This window comes from Baekduia alba (genome assembly GCF_028416635.1).
GTDB classification, from domain to species: Bacteria; Actinomycetota; Thermoleophilia; order Solirubrobacterales; family Solirubrobacteraceae; genus Baekduia; species Baekduia alba.
This window is the reverse complement of record NZ_CP114013.1, coordinates 3,573,327-3,586,236: the sequence shown is the minus strand read 5'-3', so window position 1 is coordinate 3,586,236 and position 12,910 is coordinate 3,573,327. Positions and strand designations below refer to the sequence as shown.

The window sequence follows — 12,910 nt, the reverse complement described above, 5'->3', positions numbered from 1 at the left end:
GTCGTGGCGCTCGACACCGCCATCGTCATCGACGGCAAGGCCGTGGCCGCGCGGGTCCGCGCGGACGTCGCCGCGCAGGTCCGCGGGCTCGCGTCGGCGTCGTGGCGCACGCCCGGCCTGGCCACGATCCTCATCGGCGACGACCCCGCGTCGGCCGTCTACGTCGCGGCCAAGCGACGCGCCTGTGCCGAGGTCGGCATCCAGAGCTTCCACCACGCGCTGCCCGGGGACGTCACCCGCGCGGAGGTGCTCGCGCTCGTCGACCGGCTCAACGCCGACGCCGACGTCAGCGGCATCCTCTGCCAGCTGCCGGTGCCCGCGCATCTCGACGGCGCCGAGATCACCAACCGGATCGCCCCGGACAAGGACGTCGACGGCCTCACCACGGTCAGCGCGGGGCGGCTCGCGCTCGGCCTGCCAGGGCTGCGGCCGTGCACGCCGGCGGGCGTCATGGTGTTGTTGGCCGAGGCCGGGGTCGAGCTGCGCGGCGCGGTGGCCGTCGTGCTCGGTCGCTCGAACCTGTTCGGCAAGCCGATGGGGCAGATGCTGTTGGCCGCCGATGCCACGGTGATCGCTTCCCACAGCCGCACCGTCGATCTGCCGTCGGTGTGCCTCCAGGCCGACGTCCTGATCGCCGCCGTCGGTCGGCCTGGGATGGTCACAGCCGACTGGGTCAAGCCGGGCGCGACGGTCGTCGACGTGGGGATCAACCGCACCGGCGGAGGATTGGTGGGCGACGTCGACTTCGACCGCGTCAAGCACGTCGCCGGGGCGATCACGCCGGTGCCCGGTGGCGTCGGCCCGATGACGATCGCCTGCCTGCTGCGCAACACGCTGCTCGCCGCGGGCGCAGACGGTGTCAGTCGACGGTCTGCCTGAGCGTCATGCGCAGGTAGCGCGAGGTCGCCTCGGCCCGGTTGGCCGCGTGCATCTTGCGCAGGATGTTCTTGACGTGGAACTTGACCGTGCCCTCGGAGACGACGAGCTCTCGCGCGATGCCGGCGTTGGTCTCGCCCTGGACCATGAGCCGCAGAACCTCGAGCTCGCGACGGGTGAGCAGATCACGGAGAGCGTTCTCGCCGCGTCCTGAGGTCTGGCAGAGCGGCGTGCTGTCGGTGTCGGACGCGTCGTGGGCGATGGTGACGGAGCGATCGCCGAGCTCGCCGGTGCGGGCATCGGCCCAGCTGGCGATCTGGTGCATCTCCTCACGCTGGGTGCGGAGGCGATGGCGCAGGACGGCGCGTTCGTAGACGAGCGCGAAGCAGGCGGCGAAGAACGCCAGGTCGGCCGCGTCATGCTCGTCGAGCTCGGGGTCGTTCTGGCGACGGTCGCCGTGGAAGAAGCCGACGACGCGGCCGTCGAGCACGATCGGCGCGGCGATGTACTGCGTCCACTCGAGAGCGTCGGCGAAGAGCGTCCGGGTTGTGCGGTCATGCTGCGGCGTGTGGACGACTTGCGCCCGGCGCCGACGCAACATCTCGCCTTCCAGCAGCGGGTACTCGAGGGCGACGGGCTGTTCCCGCAGGCGCGCCAGCAGGTCGGCGGCGGTGCGTTCGGAGCCGGCGAAGATGGCTTCGGCGAGCAGCGCACCGTCCACGATGCTGGTCAGCACCACACGATCGAGACGCAGCGCCTGTGCGGCCAGCGCCGGCGCATGGGCACGGATCTCGCTGGCGGGCCCGAGCTCGGTCAGGCGACTGAGCACGACCGTCGCGTCGCCGGGGATGCGGACGTCGGCGATCATCGCGAAGCCCACGGCGGGCTGCCGTTTGCGCCTGTTCGGCCGTGGCGGATCTCGAGGACGTAGACGACGAGAGATCGACTCTCGCCGGTGTGAACGAGGTACCCCTCGCCGTGCTGCTCGAGCTGGGCAAGGTGCTCACCCTGGTCGAGGTACTCGGTGGGCAGTGGCTCGAGCTGCCAGGCCACCACTTCGGCGTAGAGCCCTCGTTCGGCGAGAAGCTGCATCGTCCGCTCCCGTGAGAGCAGCGACGTGTGGGTGAGGAGCGCGATGCCCTCCTTGGCCAGAGCATGGGGGAGCTTGGCGATGACCTGGTCGACGAGGCCGCGGCCCCAGTAGTCGGTGGGTCGGTGCGAGGCCAGCCCAGCTGCGGGACCAACCGGGGTCTGGGGAAGGCTGGCGACGATGACCTCGTAGTGCTCCTCCGGCAGCCACGGGAAGAGGTCGGCGGCTTCTCCGCTGACGCGGTCGGCGACCCCGTTGCGAAACGCGTTGGCCAGCGTGTTGCCGACAGCGAGCGTGTCGACGTCGAGTGCGTGGACATGCGCGGCGCCGTTGAGGGCGAGCTGGATGGTCTGAAGGCCGGCGCCGCAGGCGATGTCGAGGCAGCGCTGATGTGCGCCGACACCTTCGAGGAACAGGTGTCGCCACAGAAGGTGGCTGCCTGGGATCGGCCGGGCGACGCCGGTGTGGCGATCGATCTCCGGAAGGGTCAGCGGGTACAGGGTGCGACCGCGTTTGTCGGTCCAGTCGGGTTGGCGGGCCGGCGATGGCGTCGTGTGCTGCTCACCGCCCTCGCGTTCGAAGCGTCGCTCACGACCTGCGGGAATGCCGTCGAGCGCCTTGCCGGCGGCGGCGATGTGCTCGGCGCGGGTGCCGCAGCAGCCGCCGATGATCTGCGCTCCTTCGGCGCGCCAGCGCAGGGCCATGGCGGCGTATTGCGGTCCGCCGATCTCAGACTCGAAGCGCCACCCGGCGCTGGTGTAGTACCCCAGGTTGGGGTAGACGCCGAGCGGCATGTCGGTGAAGTCGCGCAGGTAGGACACGATGCCGTCGACGTGGTCGGGCGGGATGCAGTTGACGAGCAGCGCTCCGACGCCCATCCCCTCGAAGCGGCGCGCGGCGTGACCGAAGGCATCGGCCTCGGGCCCGCCCCAGTGCTGGCCGTAGACGCCGCACAGACCGTGCGGGCAGCGGCGAAACGAAACCCAGGTCGGGATGCCTGTGGCCTGCAAGGCCTCGACGACGGCGAACAACGACGGTCGGAGCACCGAGAGCGTCTCGAACAGGATGATGTCGGGCGGGTCGTCGATCAGGGCACGCGCAAGGACCGACACGACGTCGATGCCTTCCGGGGTGTCGAGGTCGCCGTTGACGGCGAGGGCGACCGCGCACCGGCCGTCGCGACCGCCGTCGGCGATGGCCTGCCGTGCGACGCGAACGCCGCGCCGAGCGATCTCCATCCAGTGGATGGGTCGGCCGTTGGCGCGGCGGACGCTGCCGCCGTTCTGCAACGCGGTGGGCAACGCCCATGTGTTGGTGGTGATGACGTCGACCCCGGCGTCGACGTAGCGGCGATGGACGTCGAGGACGTCGTCGGGTGCCGAGGCCAACGACTCGAAGCCCCAGAGCCGTTCGTCGTCCTGTCCTTGTTCTTGAAGGAGCTCCGTTCCGACGCCGCCATCGAGCAGCACGCAGCGGCCCGCGGTCAGCGCGTCGTCGATCTGCCGGTACCCACCCACAGCGTCGACGGTCATGGTGGCGGTCTCCTCGGCGCCAACGCACGAAGCGCCTCGCCGATCGCTGGGACGGCGGCGAGCGCAGCGAGCCACAGCGTGGCGATCGCGATCAAGCCGATTGCGCCCGACGCCGACAGTCCGAACGCTACGCCCACCAGAGGGGTGCCGATGAGTGCGGTGGCATTGGCCGCGGTGTTGACGACGCCGGCGGCGGTCGCCGGTGTGTCGGGCCACAGCGCGGCGGCCCCCGCGAACGCCGGCACGAACGGCACGCCGGCCGCGAATCCGACCAACGATGTGCCCGCGACCGCCAGCGTCGCCGAGTGGGCGACGACGATCGTGATCGTTCCGATGGCGCCGGCCGCGAGGCTCGCCGCGACCGCGCGCTGCGCTGTTCGTGCGCCCCTGCCGGCGATCCACCCACCGAAGGGGCGGGCGACGACGCCGACGAGGAGGGTCAGCGACGCGACGGTCGCGGCGGGTCCCTTCGTGAGCACCCCGTGACGCACCAACACCTCCGCCGCCCACGTTCCGGCGACGACGCTGAACCCGAACGAGGCCGAGTAGACGATGGCCAGCGCGTGGACTCGGCGGTCGGCCAGCACGCTCTGGGAGTCGTCTGACGGCGTGCTCGGCCGCTGGTCGGCGGCGTGCGGCAACAGGGCGAGCAGACCGGCGACGAGCGCGGCGAACAGCACGGCGGTCAAGAACGGGGCGCGCCACCCGACCTGCGTCCAGGCCAGCGGGACGGTGGCGATGGCCAGCCCGCCCGCGCCGACGGCCAGGCCGCCGAACAGGCCCTGTGAGGCGTTCGAGCGACGCCCCGATCGCGACAGCGCGTTGCCGGCGAGAAACGCCAGCCCAGTACCGATCCCCGCAACCACACGACCGGCGGCGGCGATGCTGAACGACGCGCCGGCCATGGCCACGAGGTTGCCGAGCCCCAGCGCGGCCGCCGACGCGAGCCCGGCGCGCCGCGCGCCGAAGCGGTCGATCAGCCTCCCGCCGGGTACCTGGACCAGCGAGTGGCTGATCAGCAGCAGCGTGGTCAACAGGCCGATCGCGCCGAGGCCGACGCCGTAGGTCGAGGCCAGATCCGCGGTGACCCCGCCGACGTTCCCGACGTTCCACCCCGTCGCCGCGCCCAGACCGTATGCCGCGAGCCGCCGCATGGTTGCGGCTACGACCTTCCGCTCCGCGCGCCGGGCGCGCCGGTGGTGTCGCGCAGGATGACGCGCGCTTCGAGACAGCGGTGCCGCGGTTTGCGCGTCGGGTCCTCGATACGCTCCTGCAGGAGTCGTACGGCGTTCTGCGCCATCTCGACGATCGGCTGGCGCACGGTGGTCAGGTTGAACGTCTCCCACTGGGCCATGTCGATGTCGTCGAAGCCCAGGACCGACAGGTCACCCGGGACACTGAGTCCGAATCGCTGGGCGGCGGAGAGCACGCCGAAGGCGGTGATGTCGTTCATGCAGAAGACGGCGGTCGGACGCTCGGGCATCGTGGCGAGCTCCTGAAGTGCCTCCCAGCCGAGGTGGAACGAGGGCTGGCCGCGGTCGATCCAGGGTTCGAGGCCATGTGCTGCGAGCGCCTCGCGGAAGCCCTGCTCGCGCTCGCGGGCCGTGCTGAGGTCGGGGGCGGCACCGATGACGCCGAGCGAGCGATGCCCCAGGCTGAGCAGGTGCTCGGCCGCGGCGCGGCCGCCGCTGACGTTGTCGGTGGTGACCGTGTCGCAGCGGACGCCATCGACGTAGCGGTTGAGCAGCACCAGGGGCGCTTCGCCCTTGGTCGCCTCCTGGAGCGCGGGGGAGTCCGCGACGGCGCCGGTGAAGATGATGCCGTCGACCAGGCGCTGGGAGATCGCCTCGATGGCCGCCGGCTCCGACGCCGCGCCGGAGGACCACAGGGTCATCCGGTAGCCGGAGCCCTCCATCGCGTTGGCGATCGCCTCGAGCAGCTCCGGATAGAACGGATTGGTGATGCCGTCGACGACGACCCCGATCGTCGAGGTGCGCCCGGTGACCATCGCCTGGGCGATGGCGTTGGGCTGGTAGCCGTACTCCTCCAGGACCTGCATGACGCGAGCACGGGTGTCCGGCGTGACGAGGTTGCTGCCGCTCAGGACGCGGGACACGGTGGTCTGCGACACCCCGGCGGCCTTCGCGATGTGTCGACTGGTTACGCGTTCAGAGTTAGAAAGCCCTGCAAATTCGACATTGGTCTTTCGCTTGGGCTGATTTTGTTCTGCGGACACACTAGACATCATGCCAGATCTCGACTATGAATACGGAACCAAAGCTGGACGCGGGTCATTTTGGTTCCACGATTCAGGAGGAGAGCAGCACGTCATGCAGCGCAGCGAAGAGCGCATCCTGACCACGCATGTGGGCAGCCTGCCGCGTAGTTCCGAGTTGACGCAACTCATGTTCGAGCACCAGGAAGGTCACGGTGACGACGACACGCTCTGGGGCACGGTCCAGAAGGACGTCGATGCCATCGTCGAGCGCCAGGTCGCGGCGGGCGTCGCCATCCCAAGCGACGGCGAGATGGGCAAGCCGGGCTTCAGCAACTACCTGCGCTACCGGCTCGATGGCCTTGGCGGCGAGACCGATCCGTGGGTCTTCACGGACCTGGCCACCGTTCCGGAGCTGCAGGCGTTCTACTTCGAGGACGAGGCGGCCGGCCACATCCACATGCCGGCTTGCGAGGGCGAGCTGCGCTATCGCGGGCACGAGTACGTCCAGCGCGACATCGCCAACCTGAAGGCGGCGATGGAGCGCCACGGAGTCGCCGAGGCGTTCATCCCGGCTGCTTCGCCGGGGATCATCGCCTACCACATGACCAACCGGCACTACCCCAGCTACGAGGAGTACCTGTTCGCGGCGGCGGAGGCGATGCGCGAGGAGTACAAAGCGATCACCGACGCTGGGCTCCTGCTGCAGCTGGACTGTCCGGACATCGGCTGCGTCGCGCACACCGTGGGCTGGATGACGCCGATCGTCGAGAAGCTCGGCCTGCGCAAGTTCGTCGAGCTCCACATCGAGGCGCTCAACCATGGGGTGCGCGGGCTGCCGGCCGATCAGATCCGGATGCATCTCTGCTGGGCCAACTACGAGGCGCCACACCAGTTCGACATCCCGCTGAGTGACGTCCTGGAGCCGGTGCTCAAGAAGGCGCTGCCCAACGGGATCCTGTTCGAGGCGGCCAATCCCCGCCACGAGCACGAGTGGGAGATCTTCGAGGACCTGAAGGTTCCGGACGAGAAGGTGATGATCCCTGGGGTGATCGACACGACGACCAACTACGTCGAGCATCCGCGCCTGGTGGCTCAGCGGATCGAGCGCTTCGCGCGTGCGATCGGTCGCGAGCGCGTCATCGCCGGATCGGACTGCGGCTTCGGAACGTTCGTCGGCTTCGGCGCGGTGTTCGAGAACGTCGTGTGGATGAAGCTCGACGCGCTGGCCCAAGGAGCGGCGATCGCCTCGGAGCGGCTGTGGTCACGCACGGGCTCGGCGGCCTGACCGACCCTGCCGGCCGGCCAGATCGCCGGATGTCGCGATCGCTCGCCGTTGAATACGTAACCAATTTCGCAGGAGGGGAAACCTGATGATCACACTGTCATCGAACACGGACCGTCGGCGTCGGCCGGCGGTGGGAAGGAGCTCGGACGATGATCGAGCCTGACGCGTTGCGCTTCGCGCGGGTGCGCGAGGAGATGGAGCGGGCCGACCTCGACGTCCTCGTCTGCCGGTTGGCTGAGAACGTTCTCGTGCTCAGCGGCTTCCTGTGTGTCCTGGGCTACGCGGCGGTGGTGTTCCCGCGCGAGGGCGATCCGATCCTCATCGCTTCCAGCCGGGAGGAAGAGTGGTTCTCCGACGGGTGGGTGACGGATGTCCGCACCTTCCCGATGTGGGATCCGCGTGAGGTCGAGACCCCGCAGGCCACGCACTTCAGCTCAGGCGACCACATCAACCGCCATCTGGCGGCGATCGCGGCCGAGAAGCGGTTCCCGGCGCGGCGGGTGGGCTACGAGGGCAGCTTCGAGTTCATCGCGCCGCCGGTGATCGTGCCGGAGCCGGTGGTCCCGGCCGAGCCGTCGAAGGCGGCGCTGGCGGCGGCGTTCCCGACCGCCGAGCTGGTCGACGCGACGGATGTGATCAACGCGATCCGGGCGTTCAAGACGCCACGCGACATCGAGCGGCTGCGACGCGCCAACGAGGTCAACGCCTTCGGGTTGGAAGCCTGGCGCGACGTGTGCCTGCGCCAAGGCACCGAGGCCGAGGCGGCCGGCGCCTACCAGGCGGCGATCACTGAGCGCGGGATCGGCTACCAAGGTGCTCGGTTTGCCATGGGCTGGCCGCAGACCTTCAGCGGCTCAGCGACCGAGACGTGGGTGTACAAGCCCACGACGGATCGGCGGATCGAGGACGGCGATCTCGTGATCATCGAGCTCGCGTGCTCGGTCGACGGCTACTACGTCGACTCAACACGCACGATCGTGGTGGGCACGCCGACCGAGGCGCAGGTTCAGCTGGCCGAGGCCTGCGATGCGGGCATGGCCGCCGCGATCGCGGCGGCGGGGCCGGGCGTCCCGGCGGCCGATGTCGACCGAGCGGCGCGGGAGGCGATGGGCGACTACCGCAAGTACATGCTCCATCACGTCGGTCACGGCCTCGGTTGGAAGTACCACGAGCCGATCCCGACGGTCACCCCGAACTCGACGCATGTGCTCGCGCCCGGGATGTACTTCGCACTGGAGCCCGCGGCCTACGTGCCGGGCGTCGGCGGTGTGCGCAACGAGCACAACGTCGTCGTCACGGAGGACGGTGTCGACGTGTTGTCCGGGCAGTTCCCCATCGCTCTGGTGCCGACGGGCCGGGCGGTGTGACGGTGAGGCCCACGATCGGCATCACGCTGGGCGAAGCGGCGGGCGTCGGCCCCGAGGTGGCTGTGGTGGCTGCTCGGGATCGTCGTGTCGCCGCCGCGTGCCGGCCGCTGCTGATCGGCTCCGCTGACGTGGCGGCCGCCGGCGCCCGGGTCGCCGGCGTGCCGCCGAAGTCGGTCCACGTGGCGTCGGCGCCTGAAGAGCTGCTCGAAGAGGTCGACGGGATCCAGGTGCTGGACACCGACGACCTGCACGATGGCGAGTGGACGCCCGGCGTTCTGTCGCAGGCCGCCGGTCGGGCGGCCGCCCGGGAGACGGCGCGCGCGGTGGCGCTGGCGACCGACGGGACGATCGACGCGATCGTGTCCGCCCCGGTCAACAAGCGGGCGCTCGAGCTCGGTGGCGCGGCATACCCGGGGCAGACCGGGTATCTCGAGGCGCTCACCGGCAGCCCGTCGGCCATGACGATCTTGGTCGGCGGTCCGATGCGGGTGGCGCTGCTCTCCTCCCACGTCTCGCTCACGCAGGCCATCAACCTGGTTACCCGCGAGAGTGTCTTGCTGGCCGTTCAGCGGCTGGCTCGCGCGCTCGACGAGGCCTTCGGCATCAGTCGGCCGCGGATCGCGGTCGCGGCGCTGAATCCCCATGCCAGCGACGACGGTCTCATGGGGGTCGAGGAGGGCGAGCTGATCGAGCCGGCCGTGCAGGATCTGCAAGCCCTGGGGCTCGATGTCGTCGGCCCGGTGCCGGCCGATGCGCTGTTCCTGCAGGCGGACCGCGGGGCCTACGACGGGATCCTGGCGCTGTATCACGATCAGGGTGTCGTCCCGCTCAAGCGCCACGGCTACGCGACGTTCGCTTACGGCCTGCCGGTGCTGCGGACCACGGTCGGGCATGGGTCGGCCTACAACATCGCCGGGCAGGGCAAGGCCGACGCCACGCCGATGGTCAACGCGATCATGCTCGCGTCTGATCTTTGGCGCGTTCGCGCGCGTCGGGGTGCGACGACGATGGTCGATCGATGACGGTGGTGTTGGCCATCGTGGGGGACGACCTGACCGGCGTCGTCTCGGTGGCCGGCGAGGTCGCGGCTCGCGGGATCGCCACAACCGTGCTGCCGGTGGGCGACGCCGACGCGCTGCTGAGCACGTGCGCCGCGATCTCGACCGATAGCCGCAACCTCGAAGCCCCGGTGGCAGCGGATCGCGCCGCCGAAGCGATCCGGGCGGTTCGCGATGCCGGCGCGCGCTATTGCCTGAAGAAGGTGGACTCGCTGCTGCGCGGCAACATCGGCCCTGAGCTCCAGGCGACGCTGGGCGGCTTCGGCGCGGGCCCGGCGGTCTGCACCTTCGCCGCCCCGCTGCATGGCCGGACGACCGTGGGCGGGACGCAACACGTCGACGGCCGGCCGCTGGCCGCCGCGCTGGATCCGGGTTCGCATCTGCTGTCGGCGGCCGGTAGCGCGGACGTCTGTGAGCTGCTCGGCGCCGATGTCTCCGGAGTTCGACATGTCCCGCTGCATCTGGTCGCCGCTGGGCGCGACGCGCTGCGGGAGGAGATCGAGCGCCTGACGGAGTTGGAAGACACGAAGGCGATCGTCTGCGACGCGGCGACCTTGGACGATCTGCGCACCGTCGCCGCGGCAGCAGTCGGTGCGGGCATCCACCTCTTCGCCGGCACGAGCGGCATGGGTGCGGCGGTCGCGGACGCCCTGATCGAGGTCGGCGCGCTGGAGCCCGTCGGTCCGGTGCTCGTGCTGTCGGCGACGGCCAGTGCGGTCGGGCGCGGGCAGGTCGACCATGCGGTGGGTCATGGCATCGCCACCGTGATCTCGCTCGAGCACCCACGCGAGGAGAACGACGATCTGCTGGAGCAGACGCTGATGACGCTGCGCAGCGGGCGCAACGTCCTGCTCGCGGTGACAGGGGATGTCCCGGCGGCGGGGTTCGACGCCGCGGATGCCCATCAGGTCGTTGAGCTTTTGGCCAGCTTCGGCCACGCGGTGGTCCGCTCCATGCCGGTGGCCGGCGTGATCGCCACGGGCGGTGATGTCGCCGAGGCGTTCTTGCGGGCGTTGGGCAGCCCGACGTTGGCGATCGCCCAGGAGGTGATCGCCGGCGTGCCGCTGGCCACGGTGGTCGATGGTCCGTTCACCGGTCTACGGCTGGCCGCCAAGCCGGGCAGTTACGGGCCTGAGGATGCCTTCGCGCGGATCAGCGGCTGGCTGCAGGCGACGGCGGCCAATGGGGCGAGCACACGGGCGCACACGAGCATCGACGACGACAAGGAGCCTGGTCGTGGGACTGAACGCTGTAACGCTTGAGCAGTTGGTGCCGGCCTCGCGGCCGTTGCCGGCGGTCGACGAGTTGGTCGCCGGGTTGCCGACGGAGGCCTACACGACCGATCCCGAGGTGTGCGCGCGGTACGGGGCGGATCGGTGGCCGATCGCGAGCAAGCGCGAGCTGCTCGGTGAGCGGGTGCCGCATCCGGCGCTGGTCGTGCGGCCCTCGAACGCCGAGGAGATCGCCAAGGTGCTGCGCCGGGCGCAGGCGTGCGGCGTCGCGGTGACGCCATACGGTGCGGGGTCGAGCGTGGTGGGCGGTGCGATCCCGGCCGACGGCGGGATCCTCATCGACCTGCGTCGGATGGACCGCGTGCTCGAGTTCGACGAGGTCTCGCTGTTGGTCACCGCCGAGGCCGGGATCAAGGGCGACGTGCTGGAGCGGTGGTTGAACGAGCGCGGCTACACGCTCGGGCATTTTCCGCAGTCGCTGCATCTGTCGACCTTGGGCGGCTGGGTGGCGACGCGCGCCTCGGGTACGTTCTCCTCGCGGTACGGCAACATCGAGGACATCGTCGACGGCCTGCGGGTCGTGCTGCCCGATGGCGAGCTCATCGACATCGCCCCGTGCCCGCGTCGCTCCGCGGGTCCCGAGCTGACCGACGTGTTCATCGGCTCGGAGGGGACGCTGGGCATCGTCACGGAGGTCGACGTCCGCGTCCGTCCCGTTCCTGCCGTTCGCCGGTTCGCGGGCTTTCGCTTCGCAGAGCTCGGGGCGGCGATCGCGACGATCCGAGAGCTGGCCCAGCTCGACCGCGCGCCCGCGCTCGTGCGCCTTTACGACGCGGAGGAGGCGCAGCGGCTGCTCGAGGCGGTGGGGGAGGCTGCCGGGACGCCGCTGCTCGTCCTCGGTTGGGACGGCGACGAGGAGACGGTGAGCGGGCAGGAGACGCAGGCTGGCGCGATCTGCGCCCGTCACGGGGGTGCCGGGCTCGGCTCGGCCGTGGGCGAGGCCTGGTTCGAGAGCCGCTTCGACGTCGCGCCGCTGATCGCCGCGATCGAACGACGCAACGGCCTGGCCGACACGATCGAGATCTCGATGCGCTGGCGCGACGCCGAACAGGTCTACCAGGCGGCGACCACGGCGGCGGATCGGCACGCCAGCAGGGTGCTGGCGCACTTCTCACATGTCTATCCGTCCGGCACTTCGCTCTACGTGATCTTCACCGTCGAGGCCGAGAGCGACGCGGCGGCCGAGCAGGCCTACCTGCGGGTCTGGGAAGACGTCACCACCGCCGCGATGGCGGCCGGAGCGTCGCTGTCGCACCATCACGGCGTCGGTGTGGCCCGTGCGCGGTGGATGGCGCAGGAGCACGGCGCGGGACTGCGGGTGCTTCAGGCGATCAAGGGCGCGTTGGACCCAGCTGGCATCCTCAACCCGGGCAAGCTGCTCCCGTTGGGAGAGCAGCGGTGAGCGCGACTCCGAGCTTCCGCCTGGACGGCAAGGTCGCGCTGGTGACCGGCGGCGGTCACGGGCTCGGCGAGCACATCGTGTTGGCGCTCGCCGGTGCCGGCGCGGACGTGATCGTCGTCGGCCGTGACACGGCGCAGATGGACACCACGGCGGCCGCGGCGCAGGCGCTGGGAGTGCAGGCCATGACGCTCGGCGTCGATGTCACCGACGTCGCGGCGGTCGGGCGGATGGTGGAGCGCGCCGTGGCGCGGTTCGGGGCCATCGACATCCTGGTCAACAACGCCGGGACCAACATCCAGCAGAACGCGCTCGAGGTGACCGAGGCGGCGTGGGACACCGTCAACGACGTCAATCTGAAGGCGACCTTCTTCGTCTCGCAGAGCGTCGCCCGGGCGATGATCGCCGCGGCGCGCGGCGGTCGGATCATCAACATCGCGTCGCAGATGGGCGCGGTCGGCTTCTTCAAGCGAGCGGCGTACTGCGCCAGCAAGGGCGGCGTGGTCCAGTTGACCAAGGCCTTGGCCGTGGAGTGGGCCGCCTACGGGATCCGCGTCAACGCGGTTGGGCCGACGTTCATCGACAGCCCGCTGGCCCGCGAGGTGCTCAAGGACAAGGAGATCGCCGACGAGGTCATGCGACGGATCCCGATCGATCGTCTGGGTCGTCCTGAAGAGGTGGCGGCCGCGGTCATCTACCTCGCGTCTGCGCCGGCTGATCTCGTGACCGGCCATCACCTGCTGGTCGACGGGGGCTGGACGGCGCAATGACCAGTCGGCAGCACCCGGAGCCT

The 12,910-nt window shown here is 70.3% G+C and carries 11 protein-coding genes; 7 read left to right on the top strand and 4 right to left on the bottom strand.

Features of this window, described 5'->3' with window-relative positions; genetic code table 11:
• Positions 1 to 3 precede the first annotated feature (3 nt).
• Complete coding sequence (folD, locus tag DSM104299_RS18100) at positions 4 to 879, top strand: bifunctional methylenetetrahydrofolate dehydrogenase/methenyltetrahydrofolate cyclohydrolase FolD (RefSeq protein WP_272473041.1); 876 nt, start codon at positions 4 to 6, stop codon at positions 877 to 879.
• Here the strand turns inward: folD and DSM104299_RS18095 are convergent.
• Genes DSM104299_RS18095 through DSM104299_RS18080 form a run of 4 tightly spaced genes read right to left on the bottom strand, consistent with a single transcriptional unit; the run spans position 860 to position 5,734 of the window.
• A complete protein-coding gene (locus DSM104299_RS18095) occupies positions 860 to 1,756 on the bottom strand; it encodes a helix-turn-helix transcriptional regulator (protein ID WP_272473040.1) in 897 nt (298 codons plus the stop codon). The genes folD and DSM104299_RS18095 overlap by 20 nt on opposite strands.
• A complete protein-coding gene (locus tag DSM104299_RS18090; RefSeq protein ID WP_272478102.1) occupies positions 1,741 to 3,498 on the bottom strand; it encodes a homocysteine S-methyltransferase family protein in 1,758 nt (585 codons plus the stop codon). Before DSM104299_RS18090 ends, DSM104299_RS18095 begins: the two co-directional genes overlap by 16 nt.
• On the bottom strand, positions 3,495 to 4,652 hold the full coding sequence (locus DSM104299_RS18085) for an MFS transporter (RefSeq protein ID WP_272478101.1): 1,158 nt from the start codon (positions 4,650 to 4,652) through the stop codon (positions 3,495 to 3,497). The genes DSM104299_RS18090 and DSM104299_RS18085 overlap by 4 nt, the downstream gene beginning before the upstream one ends.
• Before the next feature lie 8 nt (positions 4,653 to 4,660).
• The gene (locus DSM104299_RS18080; RefSeq protein ID WP_272473039.1) at positions 4,661 to 5,734 is read right to left on the bottom strand and encodes a LacI family DNA-binding transcriptional regulator; all 1,074 of its coding nucleotides are present in this window, start codon (positions 5,732 to 5,734) and stop codon (positions 4,661 to 4,663) included.
• 10 nt (positions 5,735 to 5,744) lie between these two features.
• On the opposite strand from DSM104299_RS18080, the gene DSM104299_RS18075 reads away from it, so the two are divergent.
• The 6 genes from DSM104299_RS18075 (at position 5,745) to DSM104299_RS18050 (ending at position 12,887) form a co-directional block, all read left to right on the top strand.
• Positions 5,745 to 7,001, top strand: a complete 1,257-nt coding sequence (locus DSM104299_RS18075) for a cobalamin-independent methionine synthase II family protein (protein ID WP_272473038.1) — start codon at positions 5,745 to 5,747, stop codon at positions 6,999 to 7,001.
• 149 nt (positions 7,002 to 7,150) lie between these two features.
• Positions 7,151 to 8,368: a M24 family metallopeptidase gene (locus DSM104299_RS18070; RefSeq protein WP_272473037.1), complete on the top strand. Its 1,218-nt coding sequence runs from the start codon at positions 7,151 to 7,153 to the stop codon at positions 8,366 to 8,368.
• A 2-nt stretch (positions 8,369 to 8,370) separates the two neighbouring features.
• The gene (locus DSM104299_RS18065) at positions 8,371 to 9,390 is read left to right on the top strand and encodes a PdxA family dehydrogenase (protein ID WP_272473036.1); all 1,020 of its coding nucleotides are present in this window, start codon (positions 8,371 to 8,373) and stop codon (positions 9,388 to 9,390) included.
• Entirely contained in the window at positions 9,387 to 10,688 is a 1,302-nt protein-coding gene (locus tag DSM104299_RS18060) for a four-carbon acid sugar kinase family protein (RefSeq protein ID WP_272473035.1), read from the top strand. The genes DSM104299_RS18065 and DSM104299_RS18060 overlap by 4 nt, the downstream gene beginning before the upstream one ends.
• The gene (locus DSM104299_RS18055; protein WP_272473034.1) at positions 10,663 to 12,120 is read left to right on the top strand and encodes an FAD-binding oxidoreductase; all 1,458 of its coding nucleotides are present in this window, start codon (positions 10,663 to 10,665) and stop codon (positions 12,118 to 12,120) included. Before DSM104299_RS18060 ends, DSM104299_RS18055 begins: the two co-directional genes overlap by 26 nt.
• A complete protein-coding gene (locus DSM104299_RS18050) occupies positions 12,117 to 12,887 on the top strand; it encodes an SDR family NAD(P)-dependent oxidoreductase (RefSeq protein ID WP_272473033.1) in 771 nt (256 codons plus the stop codon). The genes DSM104299_RS18055 and DSM104299_RS18050 overlap by 4 nt, the downstream gene beginning before the upstream one ends.
• The last annotated feature ends 23 nt before the right edge of the window (positions 12,888 to 12,910 follow it).

What these genes read in the sequence shown, in the direction of transcription:
- DSM104299_RS18090 (WP_272478102.1), bottom strand. Translation starts at nt 3,498, where the DNA reads ATGACCGTCGACGCTGTGGGTGGGTACCGGCAGATCGACGACGCGCTG.
- DSM104299_RS18085 (WP_272478101.1), bottom strand. Translation starts at nt 4,652, where the DNA reads ATGCGGCGGCTCGCGGCATACGGTCTGGGCGCGGCGACGGGGTGGAAC.
- DSM104299_RS18075 (WP_272473038.1), top strand. Translation starts at nt 5,745, where the DNA reads ATGCCAGATCTCGACTATGAATACGGAACCAAAGCTGGACGCGGGTCA.
- DSM104299_RS18070 (WP_272473037.1), top strand. Translation starts at nt 7,151, where the DNA reads ATGATCGAGCCTGACGCGTTGCGCTTCGCGCGGGTGCGCGAGGAGATG.
- DSM104299_RS18060 (WP_272473035.1), top strand. Translation starts at nt 9,387, where the DNA reads ATGACGGTGGTGTTGGCCATCGTGGGGGACGACCTGACCGGCGTCGTC.